Here is a 4,497-nt window from a genome sequence, read left to right on the forward strand (position 1 = left end):
CGTAAAGCGGCCGCGCTTCATGCTCTGGTCCTCGTTGGGCCAGAACGAACTTCAAACTGGATTAAGCCCCAGGGGCAAGGTCAAGCAATCACCCGCTCACGCGTCGATTGAAAATGGCCGGCCAAAATATCCGCCTCGCTGACCCGGTCATTGGAGAAAAACCGATAGGCAGCCTTGGTATTTGCTCAATCCTGGCACACCAGCGGAATGCTTTGCCCCACGGCGCTTCCGATCTGCGCCACCAGTTTGCGAAGGCGCTTGTTCAGACGCTCGTCAGCGAGGCTGACGCCAGCGAGTTCGCGATCAAACCATGCGATGGGCTCTCCGTCCATTGGCATCGCCCCCTGCGAATCGGTGCCAGACAAGGAATCACAGTTGATTCATGCTACGCAATAGCTCGGGCCACCCGCAGGACAAGCGGCCTATTGTGGGTAATTGAAAGCTTCACCGGACGCCTACGCTGAAGGATTCTCCCATGAAAGACTTCTTTGACAAGCTGAACTGGATCGCCGTGCACGGCATCATCGTTGCGATCGAGACCCAGATCGGCAACGGCTCGATGTCGCTCGCCAACATGGTGCCCGAGGCTTGGATTCCGATCGTCACGGCATGGATGCCAATCTCGGCGCAATCGGCGCGCTGATCATGTCGGCCGGCGCGTATGCCGGTGTTAGCTACCATGGCGCCTGACGATGTCGGCCATGACCGGTCCTAAGCGTTCGGCCAGCATGTCCGTATGTTCGCGGACGATATGAGCTGGAACGGAAAACAGCTCGGCCGGCCAAGTTGTGATCAACGGAAATGGCACCTCCACCTCGGGGTGGTTCGACTTGAACTTCTCGATTGCTTCGCGCGTCTTGGCGGACCCTTGTCCTGTACCCAAGGTACAGGCGACCGGCTGGAACACGACCACAAGTGTTTTTCCGAATTTTTTTGCTAGCTTAGCATAAGCGTCCAGTACCTCTTCGGTATACGTTTTCTCCCTGAAGGTGCGAAGGTCGAAGAATTGCGACTCCTTGATTTCGCACTCCGTCGCGGCAACCCCATTGCGCGCGTCATTCTCGGGCATCCAGCCACGAGTTTGCCGATAGAGACGCAGGAATTCCAGATAGTTCTCGTTCTGCAGGAGCGGCCGGTCCAAATTGCCGAATACGCCACCCAGATAGAATACGCGATCCGAAATGTAACGGCGATAGCCAAGCGAAGGAGGATAGATATAGCGTTGCGGGCTCAAGTATTCGCGGTAGATGGCATCGCCAAACACCTTGATGTTGGGATCGCCCCATAGGGCAGCTCCATCACTATCCCAAGTCTCGGGCCTGGGCATCGTATAGGGCGTGATATGAAGGACGAGATAGCGAAGCTTCTCGCTTCTCTCGGCCATGAATCGGAAAACATTATAGTAACCGCTGAATCCAAGATTAGCGCAACAACTCAAGTTGAGGTACGTAGTCCCCTGCGGTAGGTGCCGCATGATCGCCGACGGATCGACGCCGTAAAAGCCGGAACTGTCACCCGATTGAACAATTGTGGGGTTCGAGTCTGCGAAGGCCTCGAGCTTGTGGAACATGAACAGCCGCTGAGGCGTCTCATCGTGCGCGAACGAAAATTGCAAGAAGTTGTTGATCTCAAGAGCGGACGGAGGATGGGTGGTGTAGACCACGCACTCAATGCACGCGATTGCCAGGCCCGCTGCGATCCAAGCCCTAAAATGCGAAATAAATGAACTCATTTGCCTGTCGCCGTGCAAAGAAGAGGATTCCGTAGAAGAGAGCCACGATCACGAGTGTTCTCATCCACCAGGGCATCGACGGGAAGAGGTCGGCAAACTCGCAATCACGGCGCCACGCGATAGCGTCGGTTAAGACAGCAGGGAGGGCGAAGAGCGTCAGGCCCCAGCCATAGACGGAGAACGCCCAGTTTGCCGTTATCGTCTGCCAGACAGAGCGGAGAGCGCCGATCGGAGACCATCCCCATGACACGATCAGTGGTGCAAGAATAGCAGCGGGAACAGCAGCGATGGATTTGATGATTGGCAGGAACTCGGATGGTGTCGAGCGGAAGAAGATCCAACCGAGGCAGATCAAGTGAAAGAACAGAACAGCTGCAATGATGTTGCCGAGCCGACCGAACCGTTTGATCAGAATCGTATCAAGCGGGATCAGCCGATATAGGACCAACAGCAAACCGTGGTAAGCGCCCCAAATGATGAAGAAGACACCGGCACCATGCCAAAGGCCGCCGAGGAGCATGGTAATCATCAGATTGCGCAGAGTCTTTAGCCGACCATCTCTGTTGCCCCCGAGCGGAATGTAGAGGTAGTCGCGCAACCAGGTCGAGAGCGAAATATGCCAACGCGTCCAAAACTCAGATGGGTTGGTCGAGAAATAGGGCGTTAGAAAGTTGCGCATCAGATTGACGCCAAGCAGCCGAGCGATGCCACGTGCAATCGTGGAGTAAGCGGCAAAGTCGCAATAGATCTGAAACGCGAATGCGTAGGTAAAGATCAAGCCCATACCAGGCGGCATAGATCCGTTCACGATTGTGCGCTGAGTTGTTTCGACCAGATTGCCCAGATTGTCCGCGAGCACGGTCTTTTGAAACAGACCAAAGAGTATCATGAACAGAGCGCCACTGACCGTAGCGAAGGACGGCAGGGGGCGGATGTCAGCGAGTTGCGGCAACAGGTCTCGCGCTCGCATGATCGGCCCCGCGACAAGGTGCGGGAAAAATGAGACGAACGAGAGATAGTCGACGACATTCCGATAAGGCTTGAACTCGCGCCGATAGATGTCGATCGTATAACTCATCGACTGGAAGGTGTAGAAGGAAATCGCCGGCGGCAGACTGAGAGCGATGATCGGAAACGTGATGCCGAGAGGGGCTAATGCCGCGGCTGCGTCGGCGCTCAGCCACGTCGTGTATTTGAAGGTCGACAGCAGCAAGAGATTGGCGACCACGCTGACGACCAATAGCCGCTTTCGGTAGAGCTCGTTGTCACTTCCTTCGATCATCTGGCCAATAAAGAAATCGAGGAGTGCAGTGACGAAGAAGGGGGCTAGGTACCACCAGGCACTCGATCCGTAGAAGTACAGGCTAGCAAGGAGAATGAATAGATTGGCGAACGGAGTGCGGCGCAGGAGCAGATAGCCTACAAGGACCGCTGGTAAGAACACGAAGAGGAATGACAGGCTGTTGAATTGCATTTCGTTACAACTTTGAAGCGGAAGTCCCGTTTCCGGAGAATGCGAAGTTTGGTTGCTAACATCCCCGCACTCTTTAGCACAGGAAATCGCCATCATGGTGGCGAAACAGCAACACGGAGCAGTCGATTACCAATATTCTACAACCCGCCATTGTTCTGGCCGGTAGGGGGACGACACGAGTTGGGCGAGATAGGATGGCATTAACCGCCATCCTGCATCCTTTGGGGTAAGATTAATCTGTTTGGCCTTGGATGAAAACGTTGGACCGTTCGATCCCTGTGACGAATTCTGCAGCCGATCCTGTTCAAATTCCGGAGGAGGCCCTCGTGGCGGAGGCGGCCCAAGGCAGCGCCTCCGCAAGTCCGGGCTCGGTGATCGCACTCAGTTCCGGCGGCTTGACCATCAATTTGATATTTGATGCTGCAGCAATGGCCGCTCCGGCCAGTTTTCGGGCCGGCATTCAACAAGCGGCTGCTTTGCTGAGCACTGCGATCTCGGACAAGATCACTATAAACCTGAAAATAGACTATAGCGGCACCGGCGGCGGGGCAGCAGCGGGGCCCGATCACGGCCAGTGGGTGAGTTATTCAAATGTCCGATCATATTTAGTCAACAATGCGACCGCTGGCGACGGCACCTTTGATGCTCTTCCGGGAAGTTCCACTCTGCAGGGGCAATCCGATGTCGCCGTCTGGAACTCTCAGCTCAAACTGTGGGGATTGCTCGGTGCTAACGATACAAGCACCGATGACGGTAGCGCTACTTTCGCCACCGATATCGCGCCAAGTGTGCTTGTCGGGGTTGCACTCCATGAACTGACCCACGCCATGGGGCGTGTTCCGTACGGAACGCAGCCTGATGTATTCGATTTTTTCCGTTTCACCGGCGCCGGGACACGGCTTTTCTTGAACGGTGGCACCGCCCCTGCGGCATACTTCTCGCTGGATGGTGGCAATACAAAGCTTGCCGACTATGGTCAAAGCTCCGATGCAAGTGATTTCCTCAACAGCGGGGCTCAGGGTGCCAATGATCCCTTTAACGAGTTCTACACGGGCAGTACGTTCCAGCAGCTCACCACTTTCGATCTGAAGCAACTGGTAGCGCTCGGCTATCATCTGGTCTCGGCGACGCCAGTCGTGATCGAATCCTTCGGAGCAACGAGTCTCGTTCAAATCGGTAGTGGGTATTTCGTCAACCCTGTCTCTGGAGGAACGGGACCAGAATTGAAGCTCGGCGGGGCCGCCATTGCGGCCGGACAGCTGGGACCTTGGGTGCCCATCGGGGCAGAAGC

Annotated in this window: 5 protein-coding genes; 2 read left to right on the forward strand and 3 right to left on the reverse strand. The window is 55.6% G+C overall.

From position 1 onward, the window contains the following. Positions 1 to 185: 185 nt before the first annotated feature. On the reverse strand, positions 186 to 332 hold the full coding sequence (locus tag QW887_RS34795; protein WP_316168118.1) for a transposase DNA-binding-containing protein: 147 nt from the start codon (positions 330 to 332) through the stop codon (positions 186 to 188). Between the two features lie 143 nt (positions 333 to 475). On the opposite strand from QW887_RS34795, the gene QW887_RS34800 reads away from it, so the two are divergent. Next, a complete protein-coding gene (locus QW887_RS34800; RefSeq protein ID WP_316168117.1) occupies positions 476 to 643 on the forward strand; it encodes a hypothetical protein in 168 nt (55 codons plus the stop codon). Positions 644 to 670: 27 nt separating this feature from the next. Here the strand turns inward: QW887_RS34800 and QW887_RS34805 are convergent, their stop codons facing one another. After that, positions 671 to 1,663 (reverse strand): hypothetical protein, encoded by a 993-nt coding sequence (locus tag QW887_RS34805; protein WP_316168115.1) that lies wholly within the window; start codon positions 1,661 to 1,663, stop codon positions 671 to 673. Between the two features lie 43 nt (positions 1,664 to 1,706). Then, positions 1,707 to 3,206 carry an MBOAT family O-acyltransferase gene (locus QW887_RS34810; RefSeq protein WP_316168114.1) on the reverse strand — a complete coding sequence of 500 codons (1,500 nt, stop codon included), beginning with the start codon at positions 3,204 to 3,206 and terminating at the stop codon, positions 1,707 to 1,709. Positions 3,207 to 3,457: 251 nt separating this feature from the next. Here QW887_RS34810 and QW887_RS34815 point away from each other — a divergent pair. After that, positions 3,458 to 4,497 (forward strand): NF038122 family metalloprotease (locus QW887_RS34815; RefSeq protein ID WP_316186345.1); only part of this gene is annotated, 1,040 nt, incomplete at its 3' end.

The sequence above is a fragment of the Bradyrhizobium sp. SZCCHNRI3052 genome, assembly GCF_032484895.1.
Lineage (GTDB): Bacteria > Pseudomonadota > Alphaproteobacteria > Rhizobiales > Xanthobacteraceae > Bradyrhizobium.